Genomic DNA, 22,578 nt, shown 5'->3' with positions numbered 1-22,578 from the left:
ACGATAAAGCGGCTCGACGCGAATTGACTGGCAGCGTTTTCCGAACAATCGTTCGTGCGCTATCAGCCGGCGCTCAGCCATGCATTCGCCACCTCGCCGCCCAACCCGTCGAGCGCACCGTCGTAGACGATCCGTCCGCGCCCCATGACCGCGACGCGCCGCGCGAGCCGCGGCGCGAACTGCAGCCGCTGCTCGATCAGCACGATTGCAACACCGTCGGCCTGCAGCGCGGCGAGGCATGCGCCGACTTCGTCGACCGCGAGCGGCGCGAGCCCTTCCGCCGGTTCGTCGACGATCAGCACGCGCGGGCGGCCGGCCAGCGCCCGCACCAGCGCGAGCACCTGCTGCTCACCGCCCGACAGCCGCCCCGCTTTCACGTCCGCGCGCGCGGCCAGCAACGGAAAGCGGTCGAACAGCCGTTCGAGCGCCGTGCGCTCGGCCGCGCCGCTGGCGCCGCGCAGCCCGAGCCGCAGGTTGTCGCGTACCGTCAGCAGCGGGAACACGTCGCGGCTTTCGGCAACGTAAGCGACGCCGCGCCGCGCGATCTCGAACGTGCGCGCCCCCACGCATTCGGCGCCGCCGATACGCACCGAGCCGGCCGTGCGCACGAGCCCCATCACGGCCTTCGCGAGCGTCGAGCGCCCCGAGCCGTTGCGGCCGAGCAGCGCCAGCGTCTCGCCCGGCGCGAGCGCGAGATCGACGCCGTCGAGCACGGGTTGCAGCCCGTACCACGCGCGCAGGTCGCGAATCTCGAGCAATGCGCTCATGGGCCGCCCTCGCCCAGATAGGCGGCCCGCACGGCCGGATCGGCGCGGATCGCATCGGGCGCGCCGGTCGCGACCACCGTGCCGCGCACGAGCACCGTGATGCGTTCGGCGAAGCCGAACACCGCATCCATGTCGTGTTCGATCAGCAGGACCGTGCGCCCCTGCGTCGTCGCACGAATCAGCGCGATCATCCGGGCCGCCTGCGCGCGGCTCATGCCGGCCGTCGGCTCGTCGAGCAGCAGCGTGCGTGCGCCGCTCGCGAGTGCGATCCCGAGATCGAGCGCGCGCTGTTCCGCATAGCTCAGTGCGCCGGCCAGCGTGTCGCGGTGCGCATCGAGGCCGATATCGTGCAGCACGCGAGCGGCCGCGAGATCGACCGACGCCGATTCGCGCAGCCGGTTCCACCAGCGCCGCCGCTCGGCCGGCGCATGCAGCGCCGCGCAGCGCAGGTTGTCGAACACGGTCAGCCGCGCGAACGCGCTCGTCTGCTGGAAACTGCGGCCGATGCCGAGCCGGCTCGCGACGACCGGCCCGCGCCCGCGCAGCTCGACGCCGTGCAGCACGACGCGCCCGCGCGTGGGCCGCACCGCACCGGCGATCACGCCGAACAGCGTCGACTTGCCCGCGCCGTTCGGCCCGATCAGCGCGTGACGCTCGCCGGCCGCGATGCTCAGTTCGACGCCGTCGAGCACCGTCTGCGCGCCGAAGCGCTGCACCACGCCGTGCAGCGCGATCGCGTTGCCGTTCATCGCCCGTCCTCCCGCAGGCCGGCCTGCCCGCCCGGCGCGAGCCGCGCGCGCCAGCCCCACAGCAGCGTGCCGATGCCGAACGCGGAGCACGCGACGGCCCAGCCGGCCGGCGTATCGGCGTCGATGCGCCAGGCGCCGAACGCGAAGCCCGCGCCGTCATCCTGCGCGAAACGCCACGCGTAGCCGAGCTCGGCCGCGCAGACGAGCGCGACGCCCCAGAACACGCACGCACCGACCGCGCACAGCATGCGCCACCGCTCGGCCGCCGGTGCGCCGCGCCGCAATGCATGCGCGAGCGCTGGCACGATCCCGGCGATCCCGCCTGGCGCGGCCACGACGACCGCGACGAACAGCACGCCGAGATACAGCGCCCACGCGCGCGACACGCCCGCGACGACGATGCTCAGCACCGTGAGCACGGCGGCACCGGCCGCCGGCCCGAAGAACGCGCCGGTGCCGCCGATCACCGCGGCGATCAGCACGGTCGCCGAACGCGCCATCGATACGCTGTCGGGCGTCGCGATCTCGACGTCGATCAACGTCAGCGTGCCGGCGACGCCGGCGAAGAACGACGCGCAGGTGACCATCGCGAGCCGCACGCGGCGCGGATCGGAGCCGAGCGCGGCGACGCGCACCGGGTTGTCGCGCACCGCATTCGCGAGCCGCGCGAGCGGCGTGCGTGTCAGAGCGTGCATCGCCCACGCCGACGCGAGGCACCACGCGGCGATCACCGCATACGCCTGGACGGGTGCGCCGAAATGCCAGCCGCCCCACGGCGTGCCGCTCGCCCGGTCGATCGGCACGCCGCCGATTCCGCCGAACCAGGCCGGCACGCTCCACGCGGCGGCCGCGACGCACTCGCCGAGCCCGAGCGTGATCATCGCGAACGCGGTGCCCGAGCGGCGCGTCGCGAGCAGCCCGGCGGCAAAGCCGAAAGCGGCGCCGGCCACGCCGCCGACGAGCGGCAACAGCGGCAGCGGGCCGCCAAAGTGGTTGAACCAGTGCGCGGCCGCGAACGCGCCGAGGCCCGCGAACGCCGCGTGCCCGAACGACAGCAGCCCGGTCGTGCCGAGCTGCAGGTTGTACGACAGCGCGAGCACGACGAGCGCGGCCGTCTGTGCGAGATAGCCGAGCATCGCGCCATGCGGCCACAGCCAAGCGGGCAGCACGACGCAGGCGGCGAACAGAGACCAGCGCATGACGCCGGCGAGCATGCGGTTACGCATCGGCACGCTCGCCGAACAGCCCGCGCGGCCGCGCGACCAGCACCGCGACGAGCAGCAGGTACGGCACCAGCGGCGCGAGCTGCGCGATCGACACCGCAGCCACGCTGTCGGGCAGCGCGATGCCGGCCCATTCCGTGAGGTCGCGCAGCGACGTGTCGCTCGCGGCCGCGAAGGTCTGTGCGAAGCCGACCGCGAGCGACGCCGCGAACGCGCCGCCGAGCGAGCCGAGCCCGCCGATCACGACGACCGCGAACACGACCGACCCGACGGTTTCGGCCAGCGCGGGTTCGATCACCGCGAGCGGCGCGCCGATCACGCCGGCCAGCGCCGCGAGCGCGGTGCCCGCACCGAACAGCGCCGTCATCACGCGCGGCACGTCGTAGCCGAGCGCCTCGACGGCCGCACGGTGCGTGAGCGCCGCGCGCACGACGAGCCCGATGCGCGACGCGCGCAGCAGCGCGCCGAGCGCGACCAGCATCGCGGTGGACATCCCCATCATGAACAGCCGGTAGCGCGGCAGCGCGAGGCCGAATACGGTGACGGGCGCGCCGTCGAACAGCGCCGGCACGGGCGCCGGCAACGGCGCGAGGCCCCATACGAGTTTCGCGCCCTCGCCGATCAGGTACGCGAGGCCGAAGGTCAGCAGCAGTTCGCTCGTATGGCCGCGCGCCTGCACGCGGCGCAGCAGCATGCGTTCGCAGCCGGCGCCGAGCAGCCCGACCGCGAGCGGCGCGAGCACCAGCGCGGGCCAGAAGCCCGCGCCGGCCGCGATGCTGTAGCCGACGTACGCGCCGAGCATGTAGAAGCTCGCATGCGCGAAATTGAGCACGCCCTGCACGCTGAAGATCAGTGTGAGGCCGGCCGACAGCATGAACAGCAGCAAGCCGTAGCTGAGGCCGTTGAAGGCCTGGAGCGCGAACGCGTGCACCGCGCAATCAGGCCGCGAGCGGCTCGAGCGCGGCGCGCAGCGCGTCGGGCAGCGGCACCGGCCGGCGCGTGCCGCGATCGACGTACACGTGCACGAAGTGCCCCTGTGCGGCGGGCGTGGCGTCGCCCTGCGCGAACAGCCCGACCTCGTAGCGCACGCTCGACGTGCCGAGCTTCACGACCCGCAGCCCGGCGTCGACCGACTGCGGGAACACGAGCGGCGCGAAGTAGTTGCACTGCGTCTCGACCACGAGGCCGATCGTCTGCCCGTGCTCGACGTCGAGCACGCCGGCGCGGATCAGGTATTCGTTCACGACCGTGTCGAAGTAGCTGTAGTAGACGACGTTGTTCACGTGCCCGTAGACGTCGTTGTCCATCCAGCGGGTCGTGATCGGCAGGAAGTGGCGATAGGCGTCGCGCGGACGCGGTTGCGGCTTGTCGGACATGGCGATGGCGGTCAGGACGAGGGAAGCGAGGTGGACGACGCGCGGCGGCCGCGGGACACGGCGCGCCGGCAGGAAGCGGAACGCCGCGCCGCGATCGCGCGCGGCACGGCGGAGGCAACGCGGCTGGCGGGCCGGCCCGTCACTGCCCCGGCCGGTCGACGAACTCGAAATCGAGGCCGCGCGCCCGCATCCAGTCGGCGAGCGCGACGCCCGTGCCGGCGCGCCACGGGCGCAGCAGCGGCGGATCGACGAGCTTGTATTCGAGCAGTTCCGGCGACAACGCGACCGTGCCCGACGCCCGCACGTGGTACGCGATGATCAGCTCGTTCTTGCGGATGAATTCGTAGACGCCGACGAGCGACACGTGCTCGGCCTTCAGCGCCGTTTCCTCGAACACCTCGCGCGCGATGCCGTCCTCGGGCGTCTCGCCGTTCTCGAGGAAGCCGGTGATCAGCGCGAACATCCCTTCCGGCCAGGCCGCGTTGCGCGCGAGCAGGATCTTGCCGTCGAGCTCGACGATCGCCGCGACGACGGGCAGCGGGTTGTTCCAGTGCACATAGCCGCAGCTGTCGTCGGGGCAAGCCTGGCGAATGCGGCCGCCTTCATGATCGGGATCGGCGCGCTCGGTGAGCGGGCTCGCGCAGCGCGGGCAAAAGCGGTAATCGGCGGTGGTCATCGATGGGAATCTGGCAGGCGCCGGACGGCCGCCTGCCGGCTGCCCGCGCACCCGCTCGGCGCGGGAAAGGCTTCATTCTAGCGAGTTTGCCCGGGCCGCAGACGATCCGGCCCCGCCGACATCAGGGTTGCCGGCGCCCGCGTGCGGCGGTTGCCGCGAAGCCGGCGGCGCCCAGCAGCAGCGCGGCGACCGCAACCCACAGCGCGGGAGAAAACGACCCGAAGCGCGCGGCCAGCGGCGCCGCGACGAGCGGGCCGAGAATCTGCCCGACCCCGTACGACGCGGTCGCATAGCCCATCAGCCCGGCGGCCCGCTCGCCGTGCAAGCGCCGCGCCTCGCGCATCGCAAACAGCGTGATCGCGGTGAACGGCAGGCCGAGCAGCGCGCTGCCGACCGAGAAACCGGCCGCGTTCGGCCACACGATCCCGGCGGCAATGCCGAACGCCTGCATCGCGCAACCGGCGGCCAGCAGGAGCCGGTTGTCCCAGTGCCCGGGCAGCCGCGCGGCGGTGATCGCGCCGACGATCAACGCCGCGCCGAACATCGGCCAGAACAGGTCGGGCCACGGCGAACCGGCCGGCAGCGCGGCGCGCGCGATCACCGGCAGGAACGTCGCGGTGATGATGTAGCCGAAGCCCGGCATGCCGTACAGCACGACGAGCCAAGCGGCGTCCGCGCGATGGCGGCGCTGGTGCGCGCGGTGCGACGCAGTTGCGGCGGCCGCCTGCGGTGCGGCGCCGCCCGACGGCACGGCTTGCGCCGGGGTGGCCGCAAACGTGCGCCAGATCACGACCGACAGCACCGCGGACAGCGCGGCAAAACCGAGCCAGCCCGACGCCGCGCGCTGGCCGGCCAGCGCGCTGCCGATCAGCCCCGTCACGACGATGCCGACGCCGGGCCCCGCATAGATCACCCCGCTCCACTCGGGCGCGTGCAGGTCGGCCAGCCGGCGTAGCCCCCATTGCGACACGAACACGAACGTCCATGCGCTGACGACGCCCGCGACGAAGCGCACCGCGAGCCACACCGGCAGCAGATGGCCGACACCCATCGCGGCGGTGAGCAGCACGGTGGCTACGAGCCCGACGCGCACCATGCGCGCGGGCGTCACCCGCAGCGCAGCGCAACTGACCGCGCCGACGAAGTAGCCCGCGTAGTTCGCCGACGCGAGCCAGCCGCCGGCCTTCAGGCCGATCGAGCCGTCCGCGAGCATCAGCGGCAACAAGGGCGTGAACGCAAAGCGGCCGACGCCGAGCACGACCGCGAGGCCGACCATGCAGGCCAGCGCGGCCGTGCGGGCGCGGCGGTCGGCATCATCGACGAAAGGCGCGCCGGCGGCGGTCGGGGTATCGGAGCGGGACATGGCGGCAAGGGCCGGCGTTCAACGCGCCGGCCGGATCGGAAATCGGAATGCTTCCATCCTAGCTTGACCAAACGTTCTCGAAAAATGAATAATTGAGAATCCAATCATCGCTCGGAGAGAATCATGGACCTGGCGGCGCTGGCGATTTTCCGGGCCGTGGTGCGCGAGAACGGCGTGACGCGTGCGGCGGCCAAGCTCAATCGCGTGCAGTCGAACGTCACGACGCGCATCAAGCAGCTCGAGGAGGAACTCGGCGCGGCGCTGTTCGTGCGCGACGGCCGCCGGCTCGTGCTGACGCCGGCCGGCCATACGCTGCTGCCGTATGCGGAGCGCCTGCTCGCGCTCGCCGACGAGGCGCGCGACGCCATACGCGAGGACACGCCGCGCGGGCGGCTGCGGCTCGGCACGATGGAAAGCACGGCCGCGAGCCGCCTGCCGACCGTGCTCGCGCGCTATCACCATGCATGGCCCGACGTATCGCTCGAGCTGCTGACGGGCACGACGGGCTGGCTGATCGACCGCGTGCGCGACTTCGAGATCGACGCCGCGCTGTTCGCCCGCCCGCCCGCGCCGGAGACGCTCCCCGACACGTTCGAGACGGTGCCGGTCTTCCGCGAGGACCTGGTGCTGCTCACGCCGCGCGGCCACCCGCCGGTGCGCACGCCGCGCGACGTGATCCTGCCGACGCTGATCGCGTTCGAGCGCGGCTGCACGTATCGCAAGTACGTCGAGCAGTGGTACGCGGGGCATGGCGTCAAGCCGGCGCGCGTGCTCGAACTCGGGTCGTATCACGCGATCGTCGCGTGCGTCGCGGCCGGTGCCGGCATCGCAGTCGCGCCGCGTTCGGTGCTCGACCTGCAGCCCGAGACCGGCAACATCACCGCGCATGTGATCCCCGAACTGGAAGGCATCGATACGCTGCTCGCGTGGCGCCAGGGGTATGCGTCGGCCGCGTTGGCCGCGTTGCGCGATGCGCTCACCGAGGCCGCACGGCAGGCGGATGGTGCAGCGAAGCCGCCGGTCACCGTGCCGGCCTGAATCGTCGGGCGCGGCCGGCACGCATCGTTCCGGCGGAGCAACAAAAAGACCCGACCGGCGCATGCCGATCGGGTCTTTCTTATTTCAAGTGATGCCGTAACGAGACGGCATCACATCGGTCGCGACGATCAGAGCCGCTCTTCGACCCAGCCCTTCACGCCAGCCAGCGCGCCCGGCAGGTTCGCCGGCTCGGTGCCGCCTGCCTGCGCCATGTCCGGACGGCCGCCGCCCTTGCCGCCGACCTGCTGCGCGACGAAGTTCACGAGTTCGCCGGCCTTGACCTTCTTGCTCGCGTCGGGCGTGACACCCGCGATCAGGCTGACCTTGCCGCCTTCGACGGCCGCCAGCACGATCGCCGCGCTCTTCAGCTTGTCCTTCAGCTTGTCGACCGTTTCGCGCAGCGTCTTCGCGTCGGCGCCGTCGAGCGTCGCGGCCAGCACGAACACGCCGCCGATTTCGACCGCCTGCTGCGCGAGCTCGTCGCCCTGGCTCGACGCCAGCTTCGACTTCAGCGCGCCCAGCTCCTTCTCGAGCGACTTCACCTGGTCCTGCACCTGCGCGATCCGCTGCGTGAGTTCCGACGGCTGCGCCTTCAGCGCGGCCGCGGCTTCGTTCACGCGCGCGTCGAGTTCCTGCACGTAGCGCACCGCGTTGTCGCCGGTGATCGCCTCGACGCGGCGGATGCCGGCCGCGACGCCGCCTTCGACGACGATCTTGAACAAGCCGATGTCGCCGGTGCGGTGCACGTGCGTGCCGCCGCACAGTTCGCGCGAGAAGCCGAGGTCGAGCACGCGCACTTCATCGCCGTACTTCTCGCCGAACAGCGCCATCGCGCCGCCCTTCACCGCTTCGTCGTACGGCATCACGCGCACGATGCCCGGCGCGTTCGCGAGGATTTCGTTGTTGACGATCTGCTCGACGCGACGGATTTCGTCGTCGGTCATCGGTGCGTTGTGCGCGAAGTCGAAGCGGGTCTTTTCCGCGTCGACCAGCGAACCCTTCTGCTGCACGTGCGCGCCGAGCACCTCGCGCAGCGCCTTGTGCATCAGGTGGGTGGCCGAGTGGTTGCGCTGCGTGCGGGCGCGGCGATGCGCGTCGATTTCCGCGCGCAGCACGTCGCCGACCTTCAGCGTGCCCTGCTCCAGCGTGCCGTGGTGGCCGATCACGTCGGCCTGCACCTTCAGCGTGTCGGCCACCGCGAAGCGCGTCGCGGCGTTCGCGAGCACGCCCTGGTCGCCGACCTGGCCGCCCGATTCCGCGTAGAACGGCGTGTGGTCGAGCACGACGACCGCGTCCTGGCCCGCCTTCACTTCGTTGACCGACGAACCGTCGACGTACAGCGCGACGACCTTCGCGTCGTCGAACGCGATTTCTTCATAGCCGTGGAAGGTGGTCTTCGCGCCCGTGTATTCGAGGCCCTGCGCGGCCTTGAACTTGCCGGCCGCACGCGCCTGCTCGCGCTGGCGCGCCATCGCGTCGTCGAATGCCGGCTCGTCGACCGTCATCCCGCGCTCGCGGCACACGTCGGCCGTCAGATCCAGCGGGAAGCCGTAGGTGTCGTGCAGCTTGAATGCGAGCTCGCCGTCGAGCACCTTGCCGCCCTTCGCTTCGACGTCGGCCAGCGCGGCTTCGAGGATCGACATGCCGTGCTCGATCGTCTCGAAGAAGCGCTCTTCTTCCTGGCGCAGCACGTCGGTCACGCGCTGCTCGGCTTCCTTCAGCTCCGGATAGGCCGTGCCCATCTCGGCGACGAGGTCGGCCACCAGCTTGTGGAAGAACGAACCCTTGCGGCCGAGCTTGTAGCCGTGACGGATCGCGCGGCGCACGATCCGGCGCAGCACGTAGCCGCGGCCTTCGTTGCCGGGGATCACGCCGTCGACGATCAGGAACGAGCAGGCGCGGATGTGATCGGCGATCACCTTCAGCGAGTTGTTCGTGAGGTCGCTGATCTCGGTCACGCGCGCGGCGGCCTTGATCAGGTTCTGGAACAGATCGATCTCGTAGTTGCTGTGCACGTGCTGCAGCACCGCGGCGAGACGCTCGAGGCCCATGCCGGTGTCCACCGACTGCTTCGGCAGGCGCGTCATGTTGCCCTGCGCATCGCGGTTGAACTGCATGAACACGAGGTTCCAGATCTCGATGTAGCGGTCGCCGTCTTCTTCAGGCGATCCCGGCGGGCCGCCCCACACGTCCGGGCCGTGGTCGTAGAAGATTTCGGTACACGGGCCGCACGGGCCGGTGTCGCCCATCGTCCAGAAGTTGTCCGACGCGTAGCGCGCGCCCTTGTTGTCGCCGATGCGGATGATGCGCTCGGTCGGCACGCCGACTTCCTTCGCCCAGATGTCGTACGCCTCGTCGTCTTCCTGGTAGACCGTGACCCACAGCTTCTCCTTCGGCAGCTGGTAGACCGTGGTCAGCAGCTCCCACGCGAACTTGATCGCGTCGTGCTTGAAGTAGTCGCCGAACGAGAAGTTGCCGAGCATCTCGAAGAACGTGTGGTGGCGCGCCGTGTAGCCGACGTTCTCGAGGTCGTTGTGCTTGCCGCCCGCGCGCACGCTGCGCTGCGCCGTCGTGGCGCGCGAGTACGGACGCGGGTCCGTGCCGAGGAACACGTCCTTGAACTGGACCATGCCCGAGTTCGTGAACATCAGCGTGGGGTCGTTACCGGGCACGAGGCTCGACGAGCGGACGATCGTGTGGCCCTTCGATTCGAAGAATTTGAGGAATTTCTCGCGGATTTCGGCAGCTTTCATGGCGTGCGGGGACAGTCTGGCAAAGACGGCTTCAAACGCCGGCGCCCTTGTCGGGGCGCGCGGCGGCATGGATTCGGAAACGATCGATTATACGGGATCGGGGCCGGCTTCCGGGCAAAGCGCCGGAAAGCGGCTCGGCCCTCGCGCCGGGCCGGGTGGGCCACTCGCGCAGCCGATTCGCCTTAAGATGCTCGGCATGCCAACCGGCCCTGCCCGACCAGGCGAGCCATGAAAGGAGACGATTCGACGATGGGTGCCCTGAGCCATATCCGCGTGCTGGACCTCACCCGCGTGCTCGCGGGCCCGTGGTGCGCGCAGACGCTTGCCGATTTCGGCGCGGACGTGATCAAGGTCGAGCGCCCGGGCGCCGGCGACGACACGCGCCACTGGGGGCCGCCGTACCTGAAGGACGCGGACGGCGCGGATACCGCCGAGGCCGCGTACTACCTCGCGGCGAACCGCAACAAGCGCTCGGTGACGGTCGACATCGCGACGCCCGAGGGCCAGCAGATCGTGCGCGAGCTCGCCGCGCAGAGCGACGTCGTGCTCGAGAACTACAAGGTCGGCCAGCTGAAGAAATACGGGCTCGACTACGATTCGCTGCGCGCGGTGAAGCCCGACCTCGTCTACTGCTCGGTCACCGGGTTCGGCCAGACCGGCCCGTACGCGCACCGCGCGGGCTACGACTTCATCATCCAGGGGATCGGCGGCTTCATGAGCATCACCGGCGAGCGCGACGGCGAGCCGGGCGGCGGCCCGCAGAAGGCCGGCGTCGCGATTGCCGACCTCGCGACCGGCCTCTACTCGACGATCGCGGTGCTCGCCGCGCTCGCGCACCGCGACCGGACCGGCGAAGGCCAGTACATCGACATGGCGCTGCTCGACGTGCAGGTCGCTCTGCTCGCGAACATGAACACCAACTTCCTCGCGAGCGGCAAGCCGCCGGTGCGCTGGGGCAACGCGCATCCGAACATCGTGCCGTACCAGACGTTCCAGACGCGCGACGGGTGGATCATCGTCGCGGTCGGCAACGACGGGCAGTTCCGCAAGTTCGTCGAGGCCGGCGGCCGGCCCGAGCTGGCGGACGACGAGCGGTTCGCGACGAACCCGTCGCGCGTGCGTCACCGCGACACGCTGGTGCCGATCCTCGCGGAGATGGTGAAGGCGCGCGACAAGGCCGACTGGATCGGTGCGCTCGAAGCGGCCGGCGTGCCGTGCGGCCCGATCAACAATCTCGACGAGGTGTTCGACAACGAGCAGGTCGTCGCGCGCGGAATGCAGGTGTCGCTGCCGCACCCGTGCGGCGCGGACGCGAAGCTCGTGCGCAACCCGATCCGGATGAGCGCGACGCCGCCGGAAGCACGCACGGCCCCGCCGCTGCTCGGCGCGCAGACCGACGACGTGCTGCGCGACATGCTCGGCTACGACGACACGAAGATCGCCGCGCTGCGGGCGAAACAGGCGATCTGAACGCGGTGGGTAGTGCGGGTGCGGACGGCCGGCGTGGCAGCGGCCTCCACCGCCGCCCCGCCCCGCGCGGTCGATTGGGCGGTCAGTCGAGCGGTCAATCGCGACGGGCGAGCGCGTCGAGCCAGCCGCGCGCCTCGGGCCAGTCGCCCAGCCCGCTGTCCGCATTGATGTGGCCGCGTGGGCCGATGTCGTGGAAGGCGCTGCCCCACGCGTTCGCGCAGGTGCGGGCGAACGCGAGCGAGCCATACGGATCGTCGCTGCTGGCGACGACGCAGGTCGGAAACGGCAGCCGTTCGAGCGGCACGGGCCCGAACCCGTGCGCGTCAGCCGGAAACGCGGGACCGTCGGGATCGGGCAACGCGACGAGCAGCGCGCCGCGCACTTTGGCGAGCGCGGCCGGGCGCGCATAGCGCGTCGCCCACCACGCGGTGGTGAGCGTACCGAGGCTGTGGCCGGCAATCAGCACCGGCCCGCGTGCGGCCTCAACCGCGCGATCGAGCGCGAGACACCAGCCGTTGCGGAACGCACGGTCCCAGTCCGGCATCGCGACCCGCGAGAAGCGTGCGTCGGCACGCTCCCAGCGGCTCTGCCAGTGAAGCGGGCCCGAATTGGCGTAGCCCGGCAGGACGAGAACGGGTAAACGGCTCATGGAAAGTGCGTCGACGAGTGAAATCGTTATGGTGCGTCGGCGCAGTGTCGCACACCCGTTCCTCCCTGATGCTGCCTGTCTGATATTGGAAGGATGTGCGTGGGATCGGGACGCGCTGAGCGCAGCGTCGCGACCGGACGTCAAGCCGCCGTTTTGCAGGCGGCTCGCGTCATGTCGGTCGGTCAGCGCACGTTCGCACCGACGATGCCGCCAGCCGCGGCGCCGGCGACCGTGCCGAGCGGGCCGCCCGTGACCAGGTAGCCGAGCGCGCCGCCCGCGGCTGCGCCGATACCGGCATTGCGCTGCGTATGCGTCATGGCGCACGCGCCGAGTTGCGACAGGGCCGCGACGATCACGGCGGTACGAACGATAAACGTGGTCTTTTTCATCATGGTTTTTAGTTTCCTCCCGCCGCGCGGCATCCCGGACGGCGGCATTGATTCGGTGAAGCCATCATAGGCAACGCCAAACGGCCCGGGCAATCCGATTTACGTCGTGTTACAGCCGACACAATATCGAGATAATCGGTCGAAACCCGCCCCCATCATGCCGCACGCCGCACGGGACGGACCCCGGTCAGGTAGAATCACGGGATTAAACCGGCGCGACGCGCGCGCCGACACAACCTGACGCCATCCGCATGAGCACCGAACGCAACGACGCCCCCGCGGCTTCCAATTTCATCCGCAACATCATCGACGACGACAACCGCACCGGCAAATGGGGCGGACGTGTCGAGACGCGCTTTCCGCCCGAGCCGAACGGCTATCTGCACATCGGCCATGCCAAGAGCATCTGCCTGAACTTCAGCGTCGCGCGCGACTACGGTGGCGTGTGCCACCTGCGCTTCGACGATACGAACCCGGAAAAGGAAAGCGTCGAGTACGTCGATTCGATCGTCGACGCGGTGCGCTGGCTCGGCTTCGACTGGCGCAAGGACGCGGTCGATCACCAGTACTTCGCGAGCGACTACTACGACAAGCTGTACGAGTTCGCCGAGCTGCTGATCCAGCGCGGCAAGGCCTATGTCGACAGCCAGAGCGCCGATGAAATGCGCGCGAACCGCGGCTCGCTGACGGAAGGCGGCAAGCCGTCGCCGTTCCGCGATCGCACGCCGGAAGAAAACCTCGACCTGTTCCGCCGCATGAAGGCCGGCGAGTTCAAGGAAGGCGAGCACGTGCTGCGCGCGAAGATCGACATGGCTTCGCCGAACATGAACATGCGCGACCCGGTGATCTACCGGATCCGCTACGCGCACCACTACCGCACCGGCGACGCATGGTGCGTGTATCCGATGTACGACTACACGCACTGCATCTCGGATGCGCTCGAAGGCATCACGCATTCGCTGTGCACGCTCGAATTCGAGGATCACCGCCCGCTGTACGACTGGGTGCTGAACGAACTCGCGGAAGCCGGCAAGTTCACGCGCCCGCTGCCGCAACAGATCGAATTCTCGCGACTGAACCTCACGTACGCGATCACCAGCAAGCGCAAGCTGCTGCAGCTCGTGACCGAGGGCCACGTCGACGGCTGGGACGACCCGCGTATGCCGACGATCGTCGGCGTGCGCCGCCGCGGCTTCACGCCGGAGAGCATCCACCTGTTCTGCGAGCGGATCGGCGTGACGAAGATCGACTCGTGGATCGACATGAGCATCTTCGAAGGCGCGCTGCGCGACGACCTCGACGACAAGGCAGCCCGTACCGTCGCCGTGCTCGATCCGCTGAAGCTCGTGATCGACAACTATCCGGAAGACCTTGAGGAAGCGTGCACGGCGCCCGTGCACCCGCACCACCCGGATCGCGGCGTGCGCACGTTCCCGATCTCGCGCGAGCTGTGGATCGAGCGCGAGGATTTCGTCGAGAACCCGCCGAAGGGCTATTTCCGCCTGTTCCCGGGCAACAAGGTGCGCCTGCGCTACGGCTACGTGATCGAATGCACGGGCTTCGACAAGGACGCCGACGGCAACGTGACGGCCGTGCACTGCAACTACTTCCCGGACAGCAAGTCGGGCACCGAAGGCGCGAACACGTACAAGGTCAAGGGCAACATCCACTGGGTCAGCGCGAAGCATGCGCAGCCGGCCGAAGTGCGGATCTACGACCGCCTGTTCAAGGAGCCGCATCCGGACGCGGGCGGCGCGAACTTCCTCGAGGCGCTGAACCCCGACTCGAAGAAGATCGTGCAGGCCTACATCGAACCGGGCAATGACGACATCGCACCGGAGACGCGCCTGCAGTTCGAGCGTCACGGCTACTTCGTCGCCGACCGGGTCGATTCGAAGCCGGGCAAGCCGGTGTTCAACCGGATCGTCGGGCTGCGCGACAGCTGGGGCAAGCCGGCGTAACGGCATGCTTCGCACGCGGCTCGCGGCTTCGCAAGCCGCCGTCGCGTGAACATAAAAAAACCGGCCCCAGGGCCGGTTTTTTGTTGCGTGCTTCGAAGCGAAGCCGCGACATGCAGCCGCAGAAGCCGCCGCGCCCGCTCACTCCCCCATCAACCGCCGATGCAAATCCGCGAGCGACAGCTTCGTGCGAAACAGCCGCGCGAGGCTGCGGCTCGCATACGCGTCGATGTCGCCGGGTGGGGTCCAGCGATACGCATCCATCTCAGGAATCATCGAGCCGTCGCGACGGCTCGGAAACAGCGACGTGCACGTACAGTGCGTGAGATCGACTTCGTCGTCGGCCACGCGCACCGCGAACAGGTGCAGATCCTTGTCGTGCCGGTACGCGAAGCGGCCAAGATCGAGCAGCCGATCGGCGCCGAACACGATGCCCGTTTCCTCGAGCAGTTCGCGCAGCGCCGCTTCGGCCGGCGTCTCGCCCGGCTCGCCCTGCCCTTTCGGGATGTCCCAGTGCGTGGTATCCGTCGCGTGCGCGAGGAACACGCGGCCGGCCGCATCGAGGATCACGACGCCGCACGACACCGTGCGCGGCGCGGCGCCCCGCTTCATCATGCGCTTGCTCAGCGTTTCTGCAGCTGCCACTTGCCCGCGGCCGTCTTGCAGTAGACGGGCTTGAGCGTCATCGTCTGGCCCTTCGCGGTGATCTCGGTGGCGACTTCACGGCAGGTCTTGCCGTCCGTCTCGGTCGTGGTCGGCGTGAGCTTCGCATCGATCTGCGTGCCGCGGCCGCTGCTCTGCCACGTCGTGGTTTCGCCGTCCTTGCCTTCGTCGCGCACCTGCACGACCGCCTTCGACAGCGACGCGCGGTCGGTCTTGCTGAAATAGCTGATTGGCGTGTCGTTCAGGAAGTTCAGGTTGTTCTGTGCATGGGCGGGCAGCATCGCGGCTGCGCACGCGGCGCCGGCCAGCACGCGCGTGACGACGGAAAGGGATGCACGCATCGACATGTTTTTTCTCCTTGGATGTTCGATCGAACGGCGTGGTGCATGCCGGCGAACCGGGGGCCGGCCATCCGGCACGCACACCACGCCCGTCAGCGAGCGAGGATAGCATGCGTGCTGTAATGAATGCCTCTACGGCTTGGCCGGCGCGGCCGTTTGCTGATATCCGTCAGTCAGCGTCCCCAGGAACGCGATCACGTCCTTGATCTCGGCCGCATTCAGCGCCGGCTGGTCGCCGCGCTTGCGATCGAACGGCGCCTCGCGGTTGATGTTCGGCCAGTAGCGCTTGGGCAGGTCGTCATAGATCTGCACCTTGCCGTTCACGACCGGATAGAACTTCTCCGGATGGATGTCGCGTTCGACGTAGAAGCGCATCACGTCCTCCAGCGAGTGATACACGCCGTTGTGGAAGAACGTCTTGCGCAGCGCGACGTTGCGCAGCGACGGCGTGCGGAACAGCCCGCAGAATTCGTCGCGGCCCTTCAGGTCGGTCCGCTCGGGGCCGCACGCGCCGAGATCGTGGAAACGCGGGTCGTGATTGACAGGCAGCGCGCGGTTGCGCGGCACCGCGATCGCGATCAGCCCGAAATCGCTGAACTGCGGCGGGCCGCCCTCGAGCGTGCGCTGGCTGATGTGGCAGCTCGCGCAGTTGCCCTTCTTCTCGTCGTTGAACAGCTGCAGCCCGCGCAACTCCGCTGGCGTGAGCTGCGCATGACCGGCCAGATACGCGTCGTACTTGCTCGTGTACGGATCGAACAGCGCCGGCTGCTGCTGGAACGCGTCGAGCGCGCGCAGCACCGCGTCGAAGGTCGCCTGGTCGTCGCCGAGCACCTGGTCGCCGAACGCCTTGCGGAACGCGTCCGCATACGGTGCGGCGCGAACCGCCTTCGCGACCCTCGCCGGCGAGCTGCTCATCTCGAATGGCGACGTGAGCGGAATGCGCGCCTGCGCGTCGCGGGTGTCGACGCGACCGTCCCAGGTCAGCCCGCCGGTCGGCCCCGCGTCGATGCTTTCGTCACCTTCGTCCGGCGAATCGTGGAAGTGCTCGCTGAACGGTGGAATGCCGCGCAGGTACTTCAACGACGGCACGGCGCGAAAGCCCGTGCGGTGCATGTCGTCGCCGCCGAGCTGCACCGACAGCGCGTTCGGCGGCCCGAACGCATGCTCGGCGCTATGGCACGACGCGCAGGCGAGCTTGCCGGAGCCCGACAGCGACGGATCGAAGAACAACTGCTTGCCGAGCGCCGTCATCTGCTTGACGCCCTCGAATACCTGCGCGCGCGTCTGCGGCTGGCTGGCCGGCGCCACCGCGGGCGCGGCCGGGGCCGCTTGCGCCGCCGGCACGACGGACGCGGCCGACGTAGTCGCGCCGGGCCGCGCATCGCAACCGGCGAGCGCCGCGAGCCCGGCGGCCAGCGCCAGCGCGGCCGCGGCAGGGGTCAACGATCGCGCGAACGCGCGGGGTTTCAGAAGGCTGGGCATCGTCGTTCTTCTTGTAGCGGTGGGCAATCGGCCGGAGCTTATGTCAGTTCCATGACCGTTGCATGACGTTCCACCGACAGTCAATTGAAAGCAGCCCTACACCCGCCTGTCAAATCGGTTCCAGATAATGCGCGCAACCGGTCGGTGCCTCGCAATGCCCGCGCCGGCCGTACATCAACCCGGTTCCCACACGCGACAAACGACGAAAGAGAGAACATCGCATGAAGAAGCACGCCTGGATTCGCTATACGCCGATCGCCCTCGCGGCCGCGCTCAGCCTGACTGCCTGCGGCGGCGACGATGTCACGCAGCAAGGCCTGTCGGCCGTCAAGAACGTGGTCGTGATCTATGCGGAAAACCGCAGCTTCGACAACCTGTATGGCAACTTCCCCGGCGCGAACGGCCTGCAGAACGCCACGGCCGCGAACTCGGTGCAAAAGGATCGCGACGGCTCGACGATGGCGACGCTGCCGAAGATCTGGGGCGGCCTGACCGCGACCGGCATCACGCCGGCGGTGACCGAGGCGATGACGGCGAACCTGCCGAACACGCCGTTCGCGATCGACGATCCGAAAGGCTTCAACCAGTCGATGAGCATCGCGACGCGTGACATCGTGCACCGCTTCTACCAGGACCAGATGCAGATCAACGGCGGCAAGAACGACATGTATGCCGCGTGGACCGATGCGGGCGGCCTGACGATGGGCCACTACACCGCCGACCCGTCGAAGCTGCCGCTGTGGAAGGTCGCGCAGCAGTACGTGCTCGCCGACAACTTCTTCATGGGTGCGTTCGGCGGCTCGTTCCTGAACCACCAGTACCTGATCTGCGCGTGCGCGCCGTTCTATGCGAACGCGGACAAGAGCCCGGCGGCCGGCAAGATCGCAGTCCTGAACGCCGACGGCAAGTCGCTGAAGGTCGCCGCGAACTCGCCGGCCTCGGCGCTGAGCGGGCCGCCGAAGTTCGTCAACGACGGCGCGCTGACGCCTGACTTCTACGGCATCAACACGATGCAGCCGGCGTACCAGCCGAGCGGCAACAAGGCGGCCACGGGCGGCGATCCGCTGCTCGCCGACCCGGCCAATCCGTCGACGATGCCGCCGCAGACGGCGACCAACATCGGCGACCTGATGACCAACGCGGGCGTGTCGTGGGCATGGTACAGCGGCGCGTGGGGCCAGGCGCTGCAGGCGAGCCAGAACGGCACGTCGAACGTGATCTACGGTGCCGATCTGTCGACGCCGAACTTCCAGCCGCACCACCAGCCGTTCAACTACTTCGCGAACCAGGCGCCGGGCACCGCGAGCCGCGCGCAGCACCTGCTCGACGGCGGCGCGAACGGCGCCGAGTTCATCAAGGCGATCGATGCGGGCACGCTGCCGCAGGTCACGTTCTACAAGCCGCAGGGCAACCTGAACGAGCACCCGGGCTACACGGACGTCACCTCGGGCGACCAACACATCGCCGACGTGATCGCGCACCTGCAGGCAAGCCCGCAGTGGAAGAACATGGTCGTGATCGTCACGTACGACGAAAACGGCGGCTTCTGGGATCATGCCGCGCCGCCGACCGCCGACCGCTGGGGCCCCGGCACCCGCATTCCGGCGCTGATCGTGTCGCCGTACGCGAAGAAGGGCTTCGTCGACCACACGCAGTACGACACCGGGTCGATCCTGCGCTTCATCACGCGCCGCTTCTCGCTGCCGCGCCTCGCGGGCCTGCAACAGCGCGACGACGCGCTGAAGGCCAACGGCGCGCAGCCAATGGGCGACCTGACGAACGCGCTGCAACTGTCGCCGAACCTGTAACGGCCCGGCAGCACTGCAACGCACCGGCCGGCGCGATGCCGGCCACCCCATGACACAGGGCGGCTTCGGCCGCCCTGTGTCATGGCGCATACGCGCCCACGCGAACGTCAGCACGTGCGCGCCGCATCGCCCGCCGTGTTTCAGCCCGGCAGTGTCGAGTGCGATGGCCAGGATCATCGCGCGCGCATTCGGCGGCGTCGGGCGGCCACTCGGGCGAAACACGTCGTCCCCGCACGCGATCCGCGCGCCCGACAGCACGCAGACACCGGCGTGCCGTGCGCGCCCCGGTTTCCAGTGCTGCTCGCCGAAATGCGCACGCCCCGGCTCGACCCAGCGCACGACCAGCAGTTGCGCCGAGCGCTCGAGCACCTGCACGTGCGGGCGCACCGTCGACACGCGCGGACGGTCGAGCGCGGCCGCGAGGATCATCGTTTTCGATTCGAATGGCGCCCGCCCGCGCGGGCTGAACACGGCGTCGCCGCAGACGATCTTCTCGCCGGACAGCGCGCAGCGGCCCGAGCGAAGCGCACGCGCCGGCGCCCAGCGCTGTTCCGCACTACCCGGCGCAAGCGGGCGCACGATCAGCATCTCGTCCGAATACGCGAGCACCTGCACACGCGCGTTCATCCGGCACCACGCATCGGGCAACGCTTCGCCGGCGGACGCGCGGCGGCTCGCGCGCTACCACCCATACTTCAGCTCGACGCCGACATAGTCGGCGTTGTGCCCGCCCGCCTGGCGGATCGCATCGCCGACCTGGAAATGCACGGCCTCGATCGCACCGATCAGGTTCGCGGCGATCGTCCAGTCCGCGCGCAACTGCACGTACATCCCGGTCCACAACCCGCCCTTGCCCGCCGTGCCCGGCACCGGGATGTTCGGCTGCTGATAGACGGCGTCGCCGGTCGTCTCGCGCCACTGGAAGCCGAGCGCACCGAGCAGCGACAGGTTCGCCGACGGCTTCAGCGTCACGGACGGCTTCACGTGGATCAGGTTCGCGTAACTCGTATAGCCGGCGAGCGTGAAGTAATAGCCGTTCGGAAACAGCGGATTGAAGGTCCCGACACGGCCGTCGTGCGGATGCCGGTCGCCCGATGCCGCGTCGACCTGCAGCGCGATGCGCGGCGACCACGGCGCATCGAGCTTGTAGCCGGCGATCGAACCGACGGCCCACGCCCCGATCGTCGCGTTGCCGACCGTGCCGGTCTGCAGCATCGTTTCGAGATCCCAGTCGAAGCGCCCCAGCGTGCCCGTGTAGCGTACGTCCCACACGTCGCGATGCTCGGGACCGCTCGCGTCGAGGAACCGCGCGTTGTTGCGGTTGTAGCGCGACCAGTAGCCGGACAGGTCGCCCGGCCCGACCGACTGCCGCTCGACGCGCACGCCGCTGAACGTGAGATCGCGATTCGACACGTCGTCGAAATCGGACGCGTTGCGGTTCTGCACCGGCTGCGTCGCGTAGCCGATGAAGCGCCACTTCTGGTACTCGTACACGGCCCAGACCGCATCGAACGCCTGCCGTACGTTCGGGCCGTCGCGCGTGGCGATGAAACGCTGCAAGTCGAACGCCATCTCCTGCCGGCCCACGCGGAACTTGAACGTGCCGCCGCCGAGCGCGCCCGTGTAGGTCGCGAACGCCTGCTCGAGATCGAGCGGATTCTTGTCGACCGGCGACACCGTGTTCTTGCCGAACGCGCGGGCGTCCTGCAACTGCACGAAGAACTGCCAGTGCTGGCCGAGATGCGCGTCGGCATGCACTTCGATGCGCTGGATCAGGTACGTATCCGATTGCGCGGAGCCGATCCCGAACAGCGGCGCGTCATTGGTCTCGAGACGCTCGCGCAGGTTCACGCCGAGCGACAGATAGGAGGCCGGATCGTTGCCGAGCGGAAGGTATTTCAGGCCGTCGAGCGGTGCGCGCGGCACGCACGGATTCGCGAGCACCGACCAGTCTTCCTGCCAGCGGTTGAACAGCACCACGGGGCGCTTGGCCGTGCAGGTCGATGCGGCAGCGGCGGTTGGCGTTGCCGATGTCGTCGCCGATGTCGTTGGCGTTGCCGATGACGCGGCCGGCGCCGGCTCCTGCACCGGCGTGGAAGTCGCCGTCGAGGCCGCCACCGTTTGCGCGCATGCCGCGTCGGCACCCGCGAACAGCAGCCCCGCGACGAGCGACGCGTGCGCGGCCCGTGCGGCGTGCCGGCCTTGATGTCTCCCCCCTCTCCGCTCGATCATGCGCGCTCCTGTGTGGTCGTACCCGCCGTTTGTGCCGCGCACAGGGCCAGCGTCGCGAGCGCGCCGACCGGCGCGAGCAGCGCGAGGAACCCGACGAAGCGGAACCCGAGCGCGCCGCCTGCGGCGCCGAGCGCGAACGCCACGATCGCCGGCAGCATCTTGCCGAAGCGCGCCCGCGCCGCCGCGCGCGCGGCATCGGCGGTGCCGGCCGACAGCAGGTCGACCGCGTCGAGAATCGCCTGCGTCACGTTGCCGGTCATCACCGTGTTCGGCACGCCGCCGGCACGCGCAATCACGCGCGGATGCGCGTTCTGCACGCCCATCGCGAACGTGCCGACGATGCCGGCCACGAGCGCCGGCAGGCTGTCGGGCTGCGTGACGGGCGTCGCCCATACGCCAGCCGCGCAGAAGCCGAGCAGCAGCACGGCCTGTACCGCATGCAGCGTGCGCGCGCCCTGCCACGCCGGCCGCCCGGACATCGCCCGCGCGATCAGGCTGCTCGCGATCACACCGCACACGAACGCGGGAAACACGCTGAGCTTCAGCACGATGCCCTGGCCAAAGCCCGCGATGCCCGCGCCGATCAGCACGAAGTTGCCGGTCACGTGCGCGGTGAACAGCCCGAACAGCGCGACGAAGCTCAGCGTGTCGACGAAGCCGGCCACCGCGGCAAGGATCGTATCCTCGTGCTTCATCGCGCCGCGCTCGCGTGGATCTCGGCGACGTAGCCGCCCGGGAACTGCACGAGCGCCGCGTCACGGCCGTCCGACGTGAACGGCGGCACGAGCACGGTCACGCCGGCTGCCTTGGCCTTCTCCAGCGTCGCGGCGAGATCATGCACTTCGTAGCCGGTCATCTCGCGTCCGAACGGGTATGGCAGGTGGCCGTCGGTCACGAGCACGGTCATCTTGCCGAAGCCCGATTCGATGCGGATGCGGCGATACGTGTCGTTCGGCCGGCCGATCTCGATGCCCGGCGCCTTGAGGGTGTCGGACACCACCTTGCCGTTCGAGAACTTCACGAAATCGTGCACCAGCTTGCGCACGCTTTCCGGCGACACGTACACGCGATTCTCGGGCACCGTCTCCAGCGCGTCGTAGCTCGGCGCTTCGGTATGCCAATAAAGTTGCATGTTCAGCCCGCCGGTCCAGCGGATGATCGCGTCGCGGCCGATCGGATCGGGGAACGTGTCGACGATCACGTCCGCGCCGTGTGCGCGCGCCGTCTTCATCGCGACGTCCATGTCGGTGACGAGATAACCGGTGCGCTCCGAGCAGAACGGATACGGGATCGGGGTCTTGAAGCCGAACACCGAGATCGTGCCGGCCGGCGTGAGCACGAGCTGCGACATCGTCTGGCTCGGCGTGGGCGTGACCTGGAACACGCCCTGCTTCGACTTCTTGCCGCCGAACGTCGCGACGAAGCTGTCGGTGAAGCGGTCGAAGTCTTCCGGCGCCACGCACACGTGCGTCGTGTCGTATTGCGGACCGACGGCCAGCACCGGCACCGGCGCGGGCGGCACCGGCGGTTTCGCGAACGTCGCCGGCGCCGCGACGCAGCCGGCCGCGATCGTCAGCGCGCACAGTGCGGATCGAATGGTCATCATGATCAGGTTTCCTTGTTGTGTCATCGAATAGTGCA

20 protein-coding genes and 2 pseudogenes are annotated in these 22,578 nt (G+C 69.3%); 4 read left to right on the top strand and 18 right to left on the bottom strand.

Annotated features, from left to right (window positions below):
- Nucleotides 1-62: 62 nt before the first annotated feature.
- From CFB41_RS07275 to CFB41_RS07245, 7 genes are all read right to left on the bottom strand, one after another.
- The gene (locus CFB41_RS07275) at nucleotides 63-767 is read right to left on the bottom strand and encodes an ABC transporter ATP-binding protein (RefSeq protein WP_089456054.1); all 705 of its coding nucleotides are present in this window, start codon (nucleotides 765-767) and stop codon (nucleotides 63-65) included.
- Complete coding sequence (locus tag CFB41_RS07270) at nucleotides 764-1,516, bottom strand: ABC transporter ATP-binding protein (RefSeq protein ID WP_089456053.1); 753 nt, start codon at nucleotides 1,514-1,516, stop codon at nucleotides 764-766. Before CFB41_RS07270 ends, CFB41_RS07275 begins: the two co-directional genes overlap by 4 nt.
- Nucleotides 1,513-2,742: a branched-chain amino acid ABC transporter permease gene (locus tag CFB41_RS07265; protein ID WP_089456052.1), complete on the bottom strand. Its 1,230-nt coding sequence runs from the start codon at nucleotides 2,740-2,742 to the stop codon at nucleotides 1,513-1,515. Before CFB41_RS07265 ends, CFB41_RS07270 begins: the two co-directional genes overlap by 4 nt.
- A complete protein-coding gene (locus CFB41_RS07260; RefSeq protein WP_089456051.1) occupies nucleotides 2,735-3,670 on the bottom strand; it encodes a branched-chain amino acid ABC transporter permease in 936 nt (311 codons plus the stop codon). The genes CFB41_RS07265 and CFB41_RS07260 overlap by 8 nt, the downstream gene beginning before the upstream one ends.
- 7 nt (nucleotides 3,671-3,677) lie before the next feature.
- Nucleotides 3,678-4,115 carry a thioesterase family protein gene (locus CFB41_RS07255; protein ID WP_089425894.1) on the bottom strand — a complete coding sequence of 146 codons (438 nt, stop codon included), beginning with the start codon at nucleotides 4,113-4,115 and terminating at the stop codon, nucleotides 3,678-3,680.
- A gap of 139 nt (nucleotides 4,116-4,254) precedes the next feature.
- A complete protein-coding gene (locus tag CFB41_RS07250) occupies nucleotides 4,255-4,791 on the bottom strand; it encodes an NUDIX domain-containing protein (RefSeq protein ID WP_089456050.1) in 537 nt (178 codons plus the stop codon).
- 121 nt (nucleotides 4,792-4,912) lie between these two features.
- The gene (locus CFB41_RS07245; RefSeq protein ID WP_089456049.1) at nucleotides 4,913-6,154 is read right to left on the bottom strand and encodes a YbfB/YjiJ family MFS transporter; all 1,242 of its coding nucleotides are present in this window, start codon (nucleotides 6,152-6,154) and stop codon (nucleotides 4,913-4,915) included.
- A gap of 123 nt (nucleotides 6,155-6,277) precedes the next feature.
- Here CFB41_RS07245 and CFB41_RS07240 point away from each other — a divergent pair, with 123 nt between their 5' ends.
- The gene (locus CFB41_RS07240) at nucleotides 6,278-7,192 is read left to right on the top strand and encodes a LysR family transcriptional regulator (protein ID WP_089456048.1); all 915 of its coding nucleotides are present in this window, start codon (nucleotides 6,278-6,280) and stop codon (nucleotides 7,190-7,192) included.
- A gap of 128 nt (nucleotides 7,193-7,320) precedes the next feature.
- Here the strand turns inward: CFB41_RS07240 and alaS are convergent, their stop codons facing one another.
- A complete protein-coding gene (gene alaS, locus CFB41_RS07235; protein ID WP_089456047.1) occupies nucleotides 7,321-9,945 on the bottom strand; it encodes an alanine--tRNA ligase in 2,625 nt (874 codons plus the stop codon).
- Between the two features lie 249 nt (nucleotides 9,946-10,194).
- Between alaS and CFB41_RS07230 the strand changes: the two genes are divergently transcribed.
- Nucleotides 10,195-11,415, top strand: a complete 1,221-nt coding sequence (locus CFB41_RS07230) for a CaiB/BaiF CoA-transferase family protein (RefSeq protein WP_089456046.1) — start codon at nucleotides 10,195-10,197, stop codon at nucleotides 11,413-11,415.
- 94 nt (nucleotides 11,416-11,509) lie between these two features.
- Here the strand turns inward: CFB41_RS07230 and CFB41_RS07225 are convergent, their stop codons facing one another.
- Nucleotides 11,510-12,064, bottom strand: a complete 555-nt coding sequence (locus tag CFB41_RS07225) for an alpha/beta hydrolase (protein ID WP_089456045.1) — start codon at nucleotides 12,062-12,064, stop codon at nucleotides 11,510-11,512.
- Between the two features lie 182 nt (nucleotides 12,065-12,246).
- Nucleotides 12,247-12,456: an ornithine acetyltransferase gene (locus CFB41_RS07220; protein ID WP_011351716.1), complete on the bottom strand. Its 210-nt coding sequence runs from the start codon at nucleotides 12,454-12,456 to the stop codon at nucleotides 12,247-12,249.
- A 248-nt stretch (nucleotides 12,457-12,704) separates the two neighbouring features.
- On the opposite strand from CFB41_RS07220, the gene CFB41_RS07215 reads away from it, so the two are divergent.
- Entirely contained in the window at nucleotides 12,705-14,414 is a 1,710-nt protein-coding gene (locus tag CFB41_RS07215) for a glutamine--tRNA ligase/YqeY domain fusion protein (RefSeq protein WP_039347445.1), read from the top strand.
- Nucleotides 14,415-14,552: 138 nt separating this feature from the next.
- Here CFB41_RS07215 and CFB41_RS07210 read toward each other — a convergent pair whose 3' ends face one another.
- The 3 genes from CFB41_RS07210 to CFB41_RS07200 form a co-directional block, all read right to left on the bottom strand.
- Nucleotides 14,553-15,023, bottom strand: coding sequence for an NUDIX hydrolase (locus CFB41_RS07210; protein ID WP_089456583.1), 471 nt, complete (start codon nucleotides 15,021-15,023; stop codon nucleotides 14,553-14,555).
- 11 nt (nucleotides 15,024-15,034) lie between these two features.
- Complete coding sequence (locus CFB41_RS07205; RefSeq protein ID WP_089439824.1) at nucleotides 15,035-15,421, bottom strand: hypothetical protein; 387 nt, start codon at nucleotides 15,419-15,421, stop codon at nucleotides 15,035-15,037.
- A gap of 126 nt (nucleotides 15,422-15,547) precedes the next feature.
- Nucleotides 15,548-16,897, bottom strand: coding sequence for a cytochrome-c peroxidase (locus CFB41_RS07200; protein WP_089456044.1), 1,350 nt, complete (start codon nucleotides 16,895-16,897; stop codon nucleotides 15,548-15,550).
- Nucleotides 16,898-17,118: 221 nt separating this feature from the next.
- On the opposite strand from CFB41_RS07200, the gene CFB41_RS07195 reads away from it, so the two are divergent.
- Nucleotides 17,119-18,705, top strand: a complete 1,587-nt coding sequence (locus CFB41_RS07195) for an acid phosphatase (protein ID WP_089456043.1) — start codon at nucleotides 17,119-17,121, stop codon at nucleotides 18,703-18,705.
- Between the two features lie 165 nt (nucleotides 18,706-18,870).
- On the opposite strand, the pseudogene CFB41_RS38545 reads toward CFB41_RS07195, so the two are convergent.
- The 5 genes and pseudogenes from CFB41_RS38545 to CFB41_RS07175 form a co-directional block, all read right to left on the bottom strand.
- Nucleotides 18,871-19,134 (bottom strand): annotated as a pseudogene (locus CFB41_RS38545) (DUF3331 domain-containing protein); the annotation flags it as partial.
- Nucleotides 19,135-19,173: 39 nt separating this feature from the next.
- Nucleotides 19,174-19,293: pseudogene (locus CFB41_RS38540) on the bottom strand (hypothetical protein); the annotation flags it as partial.
- A 93-nt stretch (nucleotides 19,294-19,386) separates the two neighbouring features.
- Entirely contained in the window at nucleotides 19,387-20,937 is a 1,551-nt protein-coding gene (locus CFB41_RS07185) for an alginate export family protein (RefSeq protein ID WP_089456042.1), read from the bottom strand.
- On the bottom strand, nucleotides 20,934-21,632 hold the full coding sequence (locus tag CFB41_RS07180) for a YoaK family protein (RefSeq protein WP_089439820.1): 699 nt from the start codon (nucleotides 21,630-21,632) through the stop codon (nucleotides 20,934-20,936). Before CFB41_RS07180 ends, CFB41_RS07185 begins: the two co-directional genes overlap by 4 nt.
- Nucleotides 21,629-22,543 (bottom strand): VOC family protein, encoded by a 915-nt coding sequence (locus tag CFB41_RS07175; protein ID WP_089456041.1) that lies wholly within the window; start codon nucleotides 22,541-22,543, stop codon nucleotides 21,629-21,631. Before CFB41_RS07175 ends, CFB41_RS07180 begins: the two co-directional genes overlap by 4 nt.
- Between the last annotated feature and the right edge of the window lie 35 nt (nucleotides 22,544-22,578).

Source organism: Burkholderia sp. AU33803, from assembly GCF_002223095.1.
Lineage (GTDB): Bacteria > Pseudomonadota > Gammaproteobacteria > Burkholderiales > Burkholderiaceae > Burkholderia.
Note: the sequence above shows the minus strand (reverse complement) of the source record. Positions and strands in the feature narration are given on the sequence as shown.